This is a genomic window from Plantibacter sp. 2H11-2, assembly GCF_050031945.1.
GTDB classification, from domain to species: Bacteria; Actinomycetota; Actinomycetes; order Actinomycetales; family Microbacteriaceae; genus Plantibacter; species Plantibacter auratus.
This window is the reverse complement of the sequence record NZ_JBNBBL010000012.1, coordinates 43,793-58,428: the sequence shown is the minus strand read 5'-3', so window position 1 is coordinate 58,428 and position 14,636 is coordinate 43,793. Positions and strand designations below refer to the sequence as shown.

General features: G+C 71.4%; 9 protein-coding genes. 5 read left to right on the top strand and 4 right to left on the bottom strand.

What is annotated here, in order from left to right:
• Positions 1-41 precede the first annotated feature (41 nt).
• Positions 42-2,060, bottom strand: coding sequence for a glycoside hydrolase family 127 protein (locus tag ACQG07_RS18140; protein ID WP_426739035.1), 2,019 nt, complete (start codon positions 2,058-2,060; stop codon positions 42-44).
• A gap of 478 nt (positions 2,061-2,538) precedes the next feature.
• Here ACQG07_RS18140 and ACQG07_RS18135 point away from each other — a divergent pair, with 478 nt between their 5' ends.
• Positions 2,539-4,128 (top strand): DEAD/DEAH box helicase, encoded by a 1,590-nt coding sequence (locus tag ACQG07_RS18135; protein ID WP_079705214.1) that lies wholly within the window; start codon positions 2,539-2,541, stop codon positions 4,126-4,128.
• Positions 4,129-4,237: 109 nt separating this feature from the next.
• Positions 4,238-4,732 (top strand): GNAT family N-acetyltransferase, encoded by a 495-nt coding sequence (locus ACQG07_RS18130; RefSeq protein ID WP_079705213.1) that lies wholly within the window; start codon positions 4,238-4,240, stop codon positions 4,730-4,732.
• A 106-nt stretch (positions 4,733-4,838) separates the two neighbouring features.
• On the opposite strand, the gene ACQG07_RS18125 is transcribed toward ACQG07_RS18130, so the two are convergent.
• Complete coding sequence (locus tag ACQG07_RS18125) at positions 4,839-5,408, bottom strand: NUDIX hydrolase family protein (RefSeq protein WP_064294286.1); 570 nt, start codon at positions 5,406-5,408, stop codon at positions 4,839-4,841.
• A 152-nt stretch (positions 5,409-5,560) separates the two neighbouring features.
• Here ACQG07_RS18125 and ACQG07_RS18120 point away from each other — a divergent pair, with 152 nt between their 5' ends.
• Positions 5,561-10,405 carry an ATP-dependent helicase gene (locus ACQG07_RS18120; RefSeq protein ID WP_426739034.1) on the top strand — a complete coding sequence of 1,615 codons (4,845 nt, stop codon included), beginning with the start codon at positions 5,561-5,563 and terminating at the stop codon, positions 10,403-10,405.
• 80 nt (positions 10,406-10,485) lie between these two features.
• Entirely contained in the window at positions 10,486-11,259 is a 774-nt protein-coding gene (locus ACQG07_RS18115; RefSeq protein WP_274499490.1) for a DNA-formamidopyrimidine glycosylase family protein, read from the top strand.
• A 98-nt stretch (positions 11,260-11,357) separates the two neighbouring features.
• On the opposite strand, the gene ACQG07_RS18110 is transcribed toward ACQG07_RS18115, so the two are convergent.
• Both ACQG07_RS18110 and ACQG07_RS18105 read right to left on the bottom strand, forming a co-directional pair.
• Entirely contained in the window at positions 11,358-12,050 is a 693-nt protein-coding gene (locus tag ACQG07_RS18110; RefSeq protein WP_274499489.1) for a TMEM175 family protein, read from the bottom strand.
• 2 nt (positions 12,051-12,052) lie between these two features.
• On the bottom strand, positions 12,053-12,955 hold the full coding sequence (locus ACQG07_RS18105) for a hypothetical protein (RefSeq protein WP_124768774.1): 903 nt from the start codon (positions 12,953-12,955) through the stop codon (positions 12,053-12,055).
• A 72-nt stretch (positions 12,956-13,027) separates the two neighbouring features.
• Here ACQG07_RS18105 and ACQG07_RS18100 point away from each other — a divergent pair, with 72 nt between their 5' ends.
• Complete coding sequence (locus ACQG07_RS18100) at positions 13,028-14,632, top strand: AMP-binding protein (protein ID WP_426739033.1); 1,605 nt, start codon at positions 13,028-13,030, stop codon at positions 14,630-14,632.
• Positions 14,633-14,636: the final 4 nt, after the last annotated feature.

Below are 14,636 nucleotides of genomic sequence, written 5' to 3'. Positions count from 1 at the left end.
CGGATGGAGAGGGTGGAGCGGGGTCGGGGGACGGGAGGAGGTCAGTGGGAGCGGAACCAGACGCGCATGGCACCCGGTTCGCGGTTGCCCCAGAGGGCGTAGGGGATGAGGGTCGCGGTGGTCTGTGTCACCGAGGCCGTCGTCGCGACCGCGGCGAGCGGTGCCGTGGCGGGCTCGGTGTCGGGCGCCCCGGACAGGATCGGGTAGAGCACGGCCGGAGCGGGGGCGTCGACGGTCGCCGGGACGAGGAGCGCGACGGCGTCGATCCCCTCCCGGTCCAGGATCCGACGGTGCTCGACGACCGCGCGATCCGCGTCGGCTCCGGAGAACCGCAGGAGGTCGAGGTCCGCCGTCGTGTCCTGCTGCTCGGCGCAGGAGACGATCGGTCCGCGGGCGAAGGCGATCGAGCCGCGGAGGGCGTCCACGGAGGGGTGCGCGCCGTGCGCCCGGACGGGCATCGGGAGGTCGAGCTCCACGGTGTCGCCCGCACGCCACCAGCGCCGGACACGGACCCATCCGTCGACGGGTTCGAGCGGCGCGCTCGATCCGCCCATGCGGATGGAGCCGCCCACGACCCACGCGGGGATGCGGATCGCGAGCTCGACCTCGTCGTCGGCGGCGGTGTCCACCGTCACGGTGACCGCTCCGTCCCACGGATACGCGGTGTCGACGGTGAAGGAGAGCCGCTCGGTCGCGATCGACGCCGCGGTGAGGTGGGCGACTTCGACACCGGCGGGGGTCGACGTCGCGAGGTGATCCTGCAGCTCCGCGGTCCAGCGCACGATGTTCGGCGGGCAGCACGGGCAGCCGAACCAGCTCCGCCGGAGGAGTTCGCCGTCCGCCTCCGCCCCCGACCGCTGGAGGTGGTCGGGACGACGCTGCAGCGGGTTGTCGTAGAAGAAGGCCATGCCGTCTGCGGAGAGGCCTGCGGCGTACGCGTTGTAGAGGACGGTCTCGACGGTGTCGAGGACGGCGGCCGACCCGGTCGCGAGGTACAGGCGCCAGCCCCACTGCATCACGGCGATCGCCGCGCACGTCTCGCTGTAGGAGCGTTCGGACGGCAGCTCGTAGCGGTCGCCGATTGCCTCGTCGGAGTGTCGACTCCCGAGGCCGCCCGTGAGGTAGAGCTTCGTCTCCACCATGTCGTCCCAGAGCCGCTGCAGCGACGCGAGCAGCTCCTGGTCGCCGCGTTCGAGGGCGACGTCGGTCGCTCCGGCGGCCAGGTACGCCATGCGGACGGCGTGTCCGGTCACGGAGTCGAGCTCGCGCAGTGGGGCCGAGTCCTGGAAGTACTCGGCGGGGAAGACCCGGAGCTCGACCGTGCCGTGACCACGTCGGTCGACGAACGCGGTCGCGAGCTCGAGGTAGGACGGCACGCCGGTCTCACGGAACAGCTCGACCAGGGCCATCTCGACCTCGGGGTGCCCGCACACCTGCGGGTCGCCGTCCGGTCCGAACCGTTCGACGGCGAGGTCGGCGAACGCCCGGGCGACGATCAGCAGACGGTCGTCGCCGAGACGACGCTTCGCGGCGACCGCCGCCTGGATGAGGTGCCCGAGGTTGTACAGCTCATGGCCCCAGGCGAGGTCCTCCCAGGGTTCCTTCTCGATCTCCGGAGCCTGGAAGTAGGAGTTGAGGTACCCGTCCTCGCGCTGCGCGGCTTCGATGACGCCGACGGCCTCCTCGTAGAAGTCGCGGACGTCGCCGGGTGCCGCCCCGACGACCTCGTCCTCGGCGAGCAGGTAGGCGAGGCCTTCGAGGGTCTTGAAGACGTCCGTGTCGAGGAACGGGTAGCGCCCGCGGAAGCGTGACGTGCCGTCCCCCGGGTCGGAGATCCGGGCGAGGTTGTCGAGGTTGCCGGCGAGGCGGAGCTGCTCGATCGAGTGCGGGACGGTGGCGTCGCGGTTCCGACGCTGCCACGCACCGAGCTCGCCAGCTCCCAGCGCGACCTGTCGGGCGCCCAGCGGGATGCGGACTCCCGCGATCGGTGCGACGGCGGCGTAACGGCCTCCCGCGTGCACCGCGGTGCTCGCTGCTCGGGCGTCTTCGTCGAAGCTCATGGGCGACAGGCCTTTCTGTACCGTGTGACACAGTACACGGATCCGGGTTTGTGGTGGGTGACACATTACTCACCTGCTCCAGCGGACTGTCAAGCGCCGACGACCGATTCCAGGAGATGGAAACACAGCCGTAACGCGCCACTCCCAGCAGACTCCTCGCCTGATGCGCTACGCTGGAGGAACTTGCGTGCGATCGCGCCATCCGGCGCGGTACTCGCTTGCGTCGTAGAACGCTCCCTCTCTCCCCTGCACGGCACCCAGCGGTGCATGCCAGGGTCGATGACACTTCATACGGCGAACGGATGCGCGACCTGCGCCTTCGCCACCTCCCACCAGCGACGACGCCGACGGAAGCACGCCGTACCATCCACGTGAGTCATCACGTGCGTGGTCATCCCGGCAGTGCCCGCTACCGCACACGAGTGCGCCGGCAGCCGTCATCGAAGCTCGTGGCCGTGCCTGAAAGAGACACACACCCATGACCGAAGCAACCATCACCTTCGACGCCCTCGGCGTCCCGGCACCGCTCGTCGCCTCCCTCGCGAAGGACGGCAAGACGAGCGCGTTCCCCATCCAGATCGACACGCTCCCCGACACCCTCGGCGGACGCGACGTCCTCGGCCGCGGCAAGACCGGCTCCGGCAAGACCCTGGCCTTCAGCATCCCGATGGTCGCCCGTCTCGGCGGCGCCCTCGCCGGTGGCAAGCGCCGCCCGGGTCGCCCGCTCGGACTCGTCCTCGCACCGACGCGCGAGCTCGCCACCCAGATCGCCGCGGTCATGCAGCCGCTGGCCGACGCCTACTCGCTGAAGACCACCACGATCTTCGGCGGCGTCTCGCAGAAGCGTCAGGAAGAGGCGCTCCGCGCCGGCGTCGACATCGTCATCGCCTGCCCCGGCCGCCTCGAGGACCTCATGAAGCAGGGCTTCGTGAACCTCGACGCCGTGGAGATCACCGTCCTCGACGAGGCCGACCACATGGCCGACCTCGGCTTCCTGCCGGTCGTCACGCGCATCCTCGACAAGACGCCTCGCGGCGGGCAGCGTCTGCTGTTCTCCGCGACGCTCGACAACGGCGTGGACAAGCTCGTCCGCAAGTTCCTGCAGAACGAGGTGCTCCACTCCGTCGACGAGGCGAACTCGCCCGTCGCCGCGATGACGCACCACGTCTTCACGACCCCCTCGGTCGAGTCGAAGAAGGACCTCATCCAGGCCCTCGCCTCGGGTAGTGGCCGACGCATCCTCTTCATGCGCACGAAGCACCACGCCAAGAAGCTCGCGAAGCAGCTCACCGACTCCGGCATCCCCGCGGTCGACCTGCACGGCAACCTCTCGCAGGTGGCCCGCGACCGCAACCTCGCGGCCTTCAGCGCCGGGACCGCCAAGGTCCTCGTCGCCACCGACGTCGCCGCCCGCGGTGTGCACGTCGACGACGTCGAACTCGTCATCCACGTCGACCCGCCGACCGAGCACAAGGCGTACCTGCACCGCTCGGGCCGCACGGCTCGTGCGGGCAGCGCCGGTGACGTCGTCACCCTCGCGATCCCCGGCCAGATGGAGGACCTCAAGAAGCTCCTCCGCAAGGCCGAGATCAACGTCACCCCGCAGGCGGTCACCGCGACCTCTCCGGCGGTCCTCGAGCTCATCGGCGACGTCGCCGCCTACGTGAAGCCCGCGCCGCGTGCTGCCGTGCAGCAGCAGGGTGGTGGCGGTGGTGGTCGCTCGCAGGGTGCCAACGCGCAGCGTAAGCGTGCAGCCCGCGACGGCAACGGCCTCGGCAACGGTCACCGCGACCGCGACGGTGCCCGCGCCGGCGCGAGCCGCGACAGCGCTCCTCGCGAGGGCGGCCAGGGCGGCGGCGGTCGTCGTGGCGGTCGTCCCGCCGGCGGTAACGGTGGTCAGGGCGGACAGCGCTCCGGCGCCGGTCGCTCGGGCGGCGCGCGTGCAGGCGCCGGTGCCGCCACCGGTGGCAGCCGCACGCACTACAGCACCGGCTACGCCGCGAACTCGGGCGCTCCCGCCGAGTCCTCGCGCCCCCGGACCAACCGTCGCGCGTCCAGCGGCAACTAGCAGCGAACCGCTCGAGGAAAGCGCCGTCCACCGCAGGGTGGGCGGCGCTTCGCCGTTCGCGGACCCACTCGATTTCGCGAGACGGGGGCGCTCGGGATACGGTTCCACCATGAACGCCACCGCAGTCGTCCGCCCCATCCGAGACGTCGACGCCGAGTCGCTGGGGCGTGTGCACGCCACGTGCTGGCACGAGACCTACGACCACCTCATCAGCTCGGCCACCCTCGCGAAGCTGTCACCACGCCGCATGGCCGAGCTGTGGACCCACTGGGCCGCGCAGGGTCCCGAGTACACGCACTTCGCAGCGCTCGTCGACGGCGAGATCGTCGGCTTCTCGGGTTCGGGCCCAGCCCGCGACGAGGACGCACCCCGTGAGCGCGAGCTGTACTTCATCTACCTGTTGGACGCGTTCCACGGGACCGGCATCGGTCAGCAGCTGTTCGACGCCGCCATCCCCGACGGTCAGCCGTCATTCCTGTGGGTCGCCGCGGACAATCCGCGTGCGCACCGCTTCTACCAGCGCAACGGGTTCGTCCTCGACGGTGGAGCCAAGACCGAGCCGTTCCTCGGCGAGATGATCGACGAGGTCCGCTACACCCGCTGACGCATCGGTCCCTGAGCCCTTATCCGGTCCCTGAGCCGCTCCCCCGGTCCCTGAGCCACTCCCCCGGTCCCTGAGCCCGTACCCGGTCCCTGAGCCTGTCGAAGGGCTAGCGCAGCCGTCCGACGGAGGCGAGGGCCGCGCGGAGGAGCGTGCCGCGGCCGCCCTCCATCTCGGCGGCGATCGCGTCGGAGGACGCCGCCTCGGGTGTCATCCACGTGAGTTCGAGCGCGTCCTGGCGGGGTTCGCAGGTGCCGGTCACGGGGACGACGTACGCCAGTGCGACGGCGTGCTGCCGGTCGTCGGAGTACGGCGAGAGGCCGGGCAATGGGAAGTATTCGGCCACCTGGAACGGCACGGGCGACGCAGGGAGCAGCGGGAACGCCATCGGACCGAGGTCCTTCTCCAGGTGGCGGAAGAGCGCGTCGCGGATCGTCTCGCCGTACATGACGCGACCGGAGACGAGCGTTCGCGTCATCTCGCCGAGCGCCGTGGCCCGGAGCAGGACGCCCACCTCGGTGACGACGCCGAAGCCGTCGACGCGGACCGGCACGGCCTCCACGTACAGCAGCGGGAGCCGGCGGCGGATCTCCTCGAGTTCGACGTCCGACAGCCAGCCCGGATTGGAATTGCCGGGGAGATCGGGTTCCGGGTTGGGATCAGGGGTACGAACGCTCATAGCTCCTTCATACCGTATGGAGCCGAGCGGCGATCCAGGCGGGCGGCGGTTCGACCGGACACCGCGCCCGACGCGCGGCGGGATCATACGGGGCCACGCGACCGCGCGCGACGCCGGTCGCGGTGTCGGTGGGGTGCAGGATGATGGAACCCATGACCGAGGTGCTCGAGCGCTTCTCCCCCGCGACGCGCGACTGGTTCGAGGGGGCCTTCGTCGCGCCCACGCCGGCGCAGGCGGGTGCCTGGGATGCGATCTCCCGCGGCGCCAACGCCCTCGTCGTCGCGCCGACCGGTTCGGGCAAGACCCTGTCCGCGTTCCTCTGGTCGATCGACCGCCTGCTCTCCGAGGCCATCGCCGAACACGCCGTGCGGCCGCGCACCGGCGTCCCGCTCACCGGCCTCGAGGCCGACGAAGCGGAGGCCGCCGCCGCCCAGCGCGAGCGCTCCCGCGGCACCCGCGTCCTCTACATCTCGCCGCTGAAGGCCCTGGGCGTCGACGTCGAGCGCAACCTCCGCACCCCGCTCGTCGGCATCGCCCAGGCGGCGCGCCGCCTCGGCACCGAACCACCCACCATCAGTGTCGGCGTCCGCTCGGGCGACACCCCGTCCGCCGACCGCCGGGCGATGGCCAAAGAGCCACCGGACATCCTCATCACCACGCCCGAGTCGCTCTTCCTCATGCTCACGAGTGCGGCACGCGAGACCCTCCGCACGGTCGACACCGTCATCATCGACGAGATCCACGCCGTCGCCTCGACGAAGCGCGGCGCCCACCTCGCGGTGTCGCTCGAGCGGCTCGACGCCATGCTCGAGAAGCCGGTGCAGCGCATCGGGCTCTCCGCCACGGTGCGCCCCGCCGAGGAGGTCGCGCGGTTCCTCGGCGGCCGCGCACCGGTCGAGATCGTGGCCCCGCCGGCCGCGAAGACCTTCGACCTGCACGTGGTCGTCCCGGTCGACGACATGACCGACCCCGACGCCGGCATGCGAACGCCCGGTGAGGCCGACGACGACGGCAGTGGCGGCGGGTTCACCGGGTACACCCCGAACAGCGACGGCGGCGGTGAAGACCGCGTCGGCAGCATCTGGCCCCACGTCGAGGAGGCGATCGTCGACCGCGTGCTCGCGCACCGCTCCACCATCGTGTTCGCCAACTCCCGTCGGTTGGCGGAGCGGCTCACGGCCCGGCTCAACGAGATCAACGAGGCCCGACTCAGCGACGCCACTCTCACGACCCCCGGTGCCGGGCGTCCACCGGCGCAGCTCATGGCCCAGAGCGGCCAGACCCGCGGATCGACGAGCGTCGCGGCCGCAGCCGCCCGGCCGGCCACCGAGGAGAGCGACGACGACATCCCCCTCCTCGCACGCGCCCACCACGGATCCGTCTCCAAGGAGCAGCGCGCGGGCATCGAGGAGGACCTCAAGTCCGGACGCCTGCGCTGCGTGGTCGCGACCTCGAGCCTCGAGCTCGGCATCGACATGGGCGAGGTCGACCTCGTCATCCAGGTGGAGTCCCCGCCGAGCGTCGCGAGCGGCCTGCAGCGGGTCGGCCGCGCCGGCCACCAGGTGGGCGAGGTCTCCCGAGGCGTCCTGTTCCCGAAGCACCGCGCCGACCTCATCAGCACCACGGTCGCGACCGAGCGGATGGAGGCCGGGCTCATCGAGTCGATCGAAGTCCCCTCCAACCCGCTCGACATCCTCGCGCAGCAGACGGTCGCGGCGGTCGCGCTCGACGAACTCGGCGTGGAGGATTGGTTCGAGACGGTCAAGCGCAGTGCCCCGTTCGCCTCCCTGCCCCGCTCGGCCTTCGAGGCGACACTCGACCTCCTGGCCGGACGCTACCCCTCCGACGCCTTCGCCGAACTGCGGCCGCGGATCGTCTGGGATCGCGACGCCGGGGTCCTGACCGGTCGGCCGGGGGCGCAGCGCCTCGCCGTCACGAGCGGCGGCACCATCCCCGACCGCGGGCTCTTCGGCGTGTTCATGGTCGGCGAGTCCGGCGCCGGCGCGCGCGTCGGCGAGCTCGACGAGGAGATGGTCTACGAGTCCCGCGTCGGCGACGTCTTCGCCCTCGGCGCCACGAGCTGGCGCATCCAGGAGATCACCCACGACCGCGTGCTCGTGACGCCGGCGTTCGGCCAGCCGGGGCGACTGCCGTTCTGGAAGGGCGACGGCATCGGTCGCCCGGCCGAGCTCGGTCGCGCCATCGGCGCCTTCGTGCGCGAGCTCGACACCACCGGCACGGGCTCCACCCCACGTCTCGAAGCAGCCGGCCTCGACGAGCGGGCCATCAGCAACCTCGTCGCCTACGTCCGCGAGCAGCGCGAGGCGACGGGTGTCGTCCCCAACGACACGACCCTCGTCGTCGAACGCTCGCGCGACGAACTCGGCGACTGGCGGGTCATCCTCCACTCCCCCTACGGACTCCGTGTGCACGCTCCCTGGGCGCTCGCGGTCGGCGCTCGGGTGCAGGAGCGCCTCGGGGTCGACGGCTCGGCGGTGGCGAGCGACGACGGCATCATCGTCCGCCTGCCCGACACCGAGAGCGAGCCGCCGGGAGCCGAACTCTTCGTCTTCGAACCGGAGGAGCTCGACGCCCTCGTCACGCAGGAGGTCGGCGGGTCGGCATTGTTCGCCTCGCGGTTCCGCGAGTGCGCCGCCCGTGCCCTCCTGCTCCCGAACTACTCGCCGCAGAAACGCTCGCCGCTCTGGCAGCAGCGCCAGCGGTCGGCGCAGCTCCTCGAGGTCGCGAAGCAGTACCCGACGTTCCCGATCATCCTCGAGACGCTCCGCGAGTGTCTCCAGGACGTGTACGACCTCCCGGCCCTCGACCACCTCGCGCGTGAGCTGCAGTCGCGCGCGATCCGCATCGTCGAGACCACGACCGATCAGCCCTCGCCCTACGCCCGTTCGCTCCTGTTCGGCTACGTCGGCGCGTTCATGTACGAGGGCGACAGCCCGTTGGCCGAGCGTCGGGCCGCGGCGCTCGCGGTCGACAGCACCATGCTCGGCGAACTCCTCGGTCGGGTGGAACTCCGCGAGCTCCTCGACCCCGGCGTCATCGAGCAGACCGCGCTCGAGCTGCAGCGTCTCGACCCCGAGCGTCGACTCAAGGGGGTCGAGGGCGTCGCCGACGCGCTGCGGATGCTCGGCCCGCTCACCATCGACGAGATCGCGGCCCGGACGACCTTCGACGGCGTCACCGTCTCCGCCGACGGCGAGGCGAGTCGTGGCGACGACCCGCAAGCCTGGGCCCCCGATCCGGCTCGCTCGGCGGCCGCCGTCGCCGAACTCGAACGCTCGAAGCGCGTCATCCGCGTCCCGATCGCCGGCGAGGAGCGCTTCGCCGCGATCGAGGATGCAGGCCGACTCCGCGACGCACTCGGCACCCCGCTGCCCATCGGCGTACCGGTCGCGTTCACCGAGCCGGTCGCCGATCCGTTGGGCGACCTCCTCGCCCGCCACGCGCGCACGCACGGGCCGTTCACGACCGGGCAGACGGCCAGGCGCTTCGGTCTCGGGACCGCGGTGGTCCAGCACACGCTCGCCCGGCTGGCCGACGCCGGCCGCGTGGTCAAGGGCGAGTTCCTCCCCGCCGGCCGGCAGCAGGTGGGCGAGGACGACGACGCCGACCGCAGCCCCACCGATGCGACGGAGTGGTGCGACGCCGGCGTGCTGCGCAAGCTCCGCATCCGTTCGCTCGCCGCGCTGCGGCACGAGGTCGAGCCGGTCGAGCAGCAGGCGTTCGCCCGGTTCCTGCCGGTGTGGCAGCACCTCGGCGGGACGCTCCGCGGCGTCGACGGCGTCGCGACGGTCATCGACCAGCTCGCCGGCGCGCCCATCCCGGCGTCGGCCTGGGAGTCGCTCATCCTGCCCTCGCGCGTCGCCGACTACAGTCCCGCCATGCTCGACGAACTCACCGCGACGGGCGAGGTCGTGTGGTCGGGTAGCGGTTCGATCCCCGGCAACGACGGCTGGGTCGCGCTCCACCTCGCCGACACGGCGCCCCTCACGCTGCCCCTCGCTCCGACGCCGCACACCCCGGACGCCCTGCAGACCGAACTGCTCGCGACGCTCGGCGGGGGCGGCGCGTACTTCTTCCGGCAGCTCGCGGAGTCGGTCGGCTCGACGGACGACAAGCTCCTCGTCGACGCCCTCTGGGAGCTCGTGTGGGCCGGGCTCGTCACCAACGACACCTTCTCACCGCTCCGCACCCTGGTGGGTTCCGGCTCGGGGAACTCGGCGCACCGGGTGCAACGGCAGACCCCGCGATCGAAGCTGTACCGTGGCCGCAACCTGCAGCGCCCCTCGATGTCGACGCGGGCGAGCCAGACCCTCGGCGGCCGGTGGTCGATCCTGCCGCTGGCCGAGCAGGACGCCACCATCCGTGCCGTCGCCACGGGCGAGACCCTGCTCGAGCGGTACGGCGTCGTGACGCGCGGGTCCGTCGTCGCGGAGGGCGTGACTGGCGGCTTCGCCCTCGCCTACCGCGTGCTGAAGCAGTTCGAGGAGAACGGTCGCTGCCGTCGCGGATACTTCGTGGAACGCCTCGGCGGGGCGCAGTTCGCCTCCTCCGGCACCGTCGACCGCCTGCGCGGGTTCATCCGGACCGACGACGAGCCACCGCTCGACGCCGTCACCCTCGCCGCGACCGACCCGGCGAACCCCTACGGCGCCGCCCTCGGTTGGCCGGGCCAGGAGGTCACCGGGGTGAAGCACCGGCCGGGGCGGAAGGCGGGTGCGCTCGTCGTCCTCGTCGACGGAGCGCCGGTCTACTACCTGGAACGCGGTGGCAAGACGGCGCTCGTGTTCTCTGAGGACGACGACCAGCTCCGCGCCGGGGCGCGTTCCCTGGCGTCCACGGTGCGCGCTGGTCGCATCGAGAAGCTCGGCATCGAGCAGGTCAACGGCGCCTTCGTGCTCGGCACCCCGACGGGCCACGCCCTCCGCGACGCCGGATTCGTCGAGACGCCGCGTGGATTGCGGCTCCGGCGTGGGTGAACCGGCTCGCGGCCGTCCCGCCACGGGTTGCGCCGGACACCCTGCCGGTGGCACCGTAGCCGGAACGGACGGAGCGGTTCATGCCAGAGGGTGACACGGTCTTCCAAGCCGCGCACCGGTTGCGGCAGGCGCTCGCCGGCGAGGTCGTCACCGGCTTCGACCTGCGGGTGCCCGCCTTCGCGACCATCGACCTGAGGGGCGACGTCGTCCACGACGTCATCCCACGTGGCAAGCACCTCCTGCACCACATCGGCGACCACACGCTCCACACGCACCTCAAGATGGAGGGGTTGTGGCACGTCTACCAGCCGGGCGAGCACTGGCGGCGGCCGGCCTGGAAGGCGCGCGCGATCGTGTCGACGCAGCACTGGGTGACGGTCGGGTTCGAACTCGGCCTCGTCGAGGTGTTCCCCTCGCGCGAGGACGAAGAGCGCTTCGGCTGGCTCGGTCCCGACCTCCTCGGACCGGACTGGGACGAGGAGCGTGCCATCCACAACCTCGAGGCCGACGGCCGCGAGATCCACGTCGCGCTGCTCGACCAGCGCAACCTCGCGGGGCTCGGCAACGAGTACGTCAACGAACTCTGCTTCATCCGCGGGGTCCTCCCGACGAGGCCCACCGCGGAGGTCGACCTGCCGGGCGCCGTACGCCTCGGCTACCGGCTCATCAACGCCAATCGCGACCGCCGCAACCGCGTCACGACGGGCGACACGAGGCCCGGCCGGAAGACCTGGGTGTACTCACGCGACGGTCAACGCTGCCTGCGCTGCGGCACCCGGATCCAGCGGGGCAAACTCGGTGCCGACCCCACCGCGCTCCGCGACACCTACTGGTGTCCCCACTGCCAGACCTGACCCGCCGGCAAGCTTCCGGTCCCTGAGCCACCTTCACCACCGGTCACTGAGCCTGTCGAAGTGCAGCCCCACCCGACGCACCCCACCCTTCGACAAGCTCAGGGACCGGAAGGTTCCCCGGTCCCTGAGCTTGTCGAAGGGGCGCCCCGGTGCCGCCGACCACCGATCCAGCCGATCGGGATCGACAGCAGCAGGAGGTAGAGCGCCTGGGCACCGAGCCCCGGCACCGTCGCGGCCAGGATCCCGGCGAGCAGCATCAGGCCGATCGGGAACCACACGAGCACCCACGGTTGGCGCGGCACGGCTGCCGCTTCGTCGCTGAGCAGCCCGTCCCGCTCGACGACCACCTGCTGGAGTCGCACCGCGACCATCGACACGAGCATCGTCGCGATGTAGAGCGTCGGTGCGCCGCGGTCGTCACCCGTCCCGTCGAAGAGGAGCACCGTCGGCAGCGGCAAGAACACGATCCCGGCGAGCCAGAGGAAGTTCAAGGTCACGAGCCGCGTCGAGTACTTGGCGGTGCGCTCGAACAGGCGGTGGTGGTCGCGCCAGAAGTTGGCGATGACGACGAAGCTCAGCGCCGCTGCGGCGAGCCCGGTCCAGTTGTCGCCGAGGAACACAGCCACGGGGCCGCCGTCGTCCTCCTGCGCGAGGTCGACGAGCGGCAGGATGATCAGCGTGATCGCGATGGCGACGACGGCGTCGCTGAAGTTGACGACGCGGTCGAGCCCGCGCTCCGTCGTCGGACCGGGTCGACGGCGGCCCGTCGGACGCCCCTCCTCGCCGGCCATCGTCAGCTCACGTCGGCGTCGTCGGTCGCGGTCCCCTGCACCATGGCGACCCAGCGGGCCAGGAATGCCGCACCAGCCTCGTCGTGGATGAGCGTCGGGTGGGTCAGCACCGGGTACGGCTTCTCGGGGACGCCGTCGGCGGGACGGACGTCCACGTGCGCGACCTCGAACCCGTGCTCGAACAACCAGTCGGCCATCGCGTAGTCGCTCCGGGAGTCGCCGACCGTGCGCCAGGCGAGCGGGAGCGCACCGCCGTCGGCCTCGAGGAGTTCGAGCGCGCGCTCGGCGCCGAGGTCCTTGCCAAGCCGAACCGACTCGATGTCGGTGGAGATGATGGTCGGGTCGATGCGGTACTGCACGAGCCCGGCGTCGTCCGGGTAGCGGCCGGGCGCGTGCTCGACCCCGAACCCGCGACGGGCGAGCTCGGCCCGGGCGTCGTCGTCGAAGTGCTTCCGCACGACCGCGTAGTCCGCGGCCGGCACCTCGACGTGCTGCTCGACCGAGACCATCGCGCGCTTGGTGTGGTCGAAGAACACCGTCTCGGCGTACCGTTCGTCGACGAGGCGCTCGATGACGTCGCCGTAGCCCTCCGGCATCGCGACGTCCTGATCGAGGCTCAGCTCGTCGACCCCGGCCGCCGAGAAGCCGAACCACACGGCGCCCTTCTCGCAGATGCCGTAGAGCCGGACATCGTCCGCGAGCCCGGCGGCCAGGAGCGGTGGGACGACCACCTCGCGGAGGAACGCATCGCTCCGCCCGGTGTTGAAGGCGATCGGGACCCCGGCGTTCGCGAGCGTCGCGAGGTCCTGCGCGATGCTCGGGAGGTTGATCGTCCGAGTGATCGGACTGGCGATGGGGCCGTCGACGTCGAGCAGGAGACCGAGGATGGGGCGGGACGCGTTCACGGGTTCAGCCTAACGAGCCCCCGGCGTGGATAGACTCACTCCACCATCACCGGTGTTCGAAGGAGATCACTCGTGTTCATCAGCCCGCATCCCGACGTCGAGATCCCCGACCTGAGCGTCTACGACACCCTGTTCGGCGGCATCGCCCCGAGCGACCTCGACCGCATTGCCCTCCGCGACGGCACCACCGGTGCCGAGACGAGCTATCGACAGCTCATCGGCCAGATCAACGCCCTGGCCGGCGCCCTCGCGGCGGCCGGAATCGGGGTCGGCGACGTCGTCGCCCTCCACGCGCCGAACGTGCCCGCCTTCGCGACCGTGTTCCACGGCATCCTGCGCGCGGGCGCGACGGCGACGACGGTGAACGGCCTCTACAACGCCGAGGAGATCGAGGCGCAGCTGCGCGACGCCGGTGCGACGATGCTGTTTACCGTCTCCCCGCTGCTCCCCCAGGCCTGGGCTGCGGCGAGCGCCTGCGGGATCCCCTCCGACCGCGTCGTCGTCCTCGACGGCGCGGAGGGGCACGCGTCCCTGAGCGACCTCCTCCTGCGCCGCCTCCCCGCGCCGGACGTCTCGTTCGACCCGGCCACGCACGTGGCGGTGCTGCCCTACTCCTCCGGCACGACTGGTCGGCCGAAGGGCGTGATGCTCTCGCACCGGAACCTCGTCGCGAACGTGCAGCAGTCGATCCCCCAGCTCGGCATGGTCGCCGACGACCGGATCCTCGCGGTCCTGCCGTTCTTCCACATCTACGGCATGACGGTGCTCCTCAACCTCGCGCTGTCGCGGCGCGCCTCGCTCGTGACCATGCCGCGGTTCGACCTGGCGGAGTTCCTCCGGATCATCCAGGACTTCCGCTGCAGCTACGTGTTCATCGCCCCGCCGATCGCGGTGGCCCTGGCGAAGCACCCGCTCGTCGACGAGTTCGACCTCTCGAGCGTCCACACGATCTTCTCCGGTGCCGCGCCCCTGGACGCGACGCTCGGGCGGGCGGTCGAGGAGCGCCTCGGCTGTCGGATGCGGCAGGGCTACGGCATGACCGAACTCAGCCCGGTCAGTCACGCGATCACGTTCCAGGCCGAGGGGGCGTCCCTCGACAGCGTCGGCACGACGCTGCCAAACATGCAGTGCCGGATCGTCGATCCCGAGACCGGCGCCGAGGTGGACTACCCGGCCGAGGGCTCGGACGAGGAGAGCGCGGCGGGCGAGTTGCTCTGCGCCGGGCCGAACGTCATGCTCGGGTACCTCGGCAACGAGGAGGCCACCCGCGAGACCCTCGAGGCCGACGGCTTCCTCCACACCGGCGACATCGCGACCGTCCGCGGTGACGGCACCGTGCGGATCATCGAACGGTTGAAGGAGCTCATCAAGTACCACGGCTACCAGGTGGCGCCGGCGGAGCTCGAGGCGCTACTGCTCGGACACCCGGCGATCGCCGACGCGGCCGTCATCGGGGTGCTCGATGACGAGGGCCAAGAGGTGCCGAAGGCGTTCGTGGTCCTGCAACCGGGCCAGGACGTCACCGCCGAGGCACTCATGGCGTGGGTCACGGAGCGGGTCGCCCCGCACAAGAAGATCCGGCGCGTGGCGTTCGTCGACGCCATCCCGAAGTCGGCATCGGGGAAGATCCTCCGGAAGGACCTCCGGGCCGCGGAGGCCGCCCCCGCCGGTTCCTGAGCCT